This window comes from Acinetobacter lactucae, from assembly GCF_013344765.1.
Lineage (GTDB): Bacteria > Pseudomonadota > Gammaproteobacteria > Pseudomonadales > Moraxellaceae > Acinetobacter > Acinetobacter lactucae_A.
Genome location: NZ_JABVBF010000413.1, coordinates 1 through 526, shown reverse-complemented (window position 1 = coordinate 526; position 526 = coordinate 1). Strand labels below are relative to the sequence as shown.

The 526-nt window shown below is 32.9% G+C and carries 1 pseudogene; it reads left to right on the top strand.

The window, feature by feature from the left end:
• Positions 1 to 134: 134 nt before the first annotated feature.
• Positions 135 to 526, top strand: a pseudogene (locus HUN22_RS17625) (matrixin family metalloprotease); the annotation flags it as partial.

Below are 526 nucleotides of genomic sequence, written 5' to 3'. Positions count from 1 at the left end.
GCCAAATCTAAAAACTTCTTTTTAAATTTTTCCACCCAGATCACAAAGCTGATCCACTCTCCTGTACTTTTTATCATTTTGACGAATTAAATTAACTAGCTAACAATAAGATTTATTTATATTTTTATTTTGCCATGAAAAAATTTCTATGGTGGGGATTGAGCTTATGCTTATGTATGGGCTTACAAACGACGCTCTTGGCACAAAGCAATCTGCCAATTAGTTCATCTCAACAACCTTTAAAATACCGAATTGCTTTTATTGATCCTCGGTTTCAACTTACTAAAGAACAATTAATTGAAGTTAGCCAACAAGCGGCTGAAATCTGGCAAAAAGAGACTGGGAAAACCTATTTTATTTATGATTCACAGGCTCAATTGTCAATTAACTTAATTTATGATGACCACCAAATGATTAAAGATGTGCAGCAAAACAGTTTGAATACTCTTTTGCAAAGGCAGGAAATATGGCGTCTTAAAAATGAGGAAATTATTCTAAATAAACAAGAGGTTGCACAACTATCAAC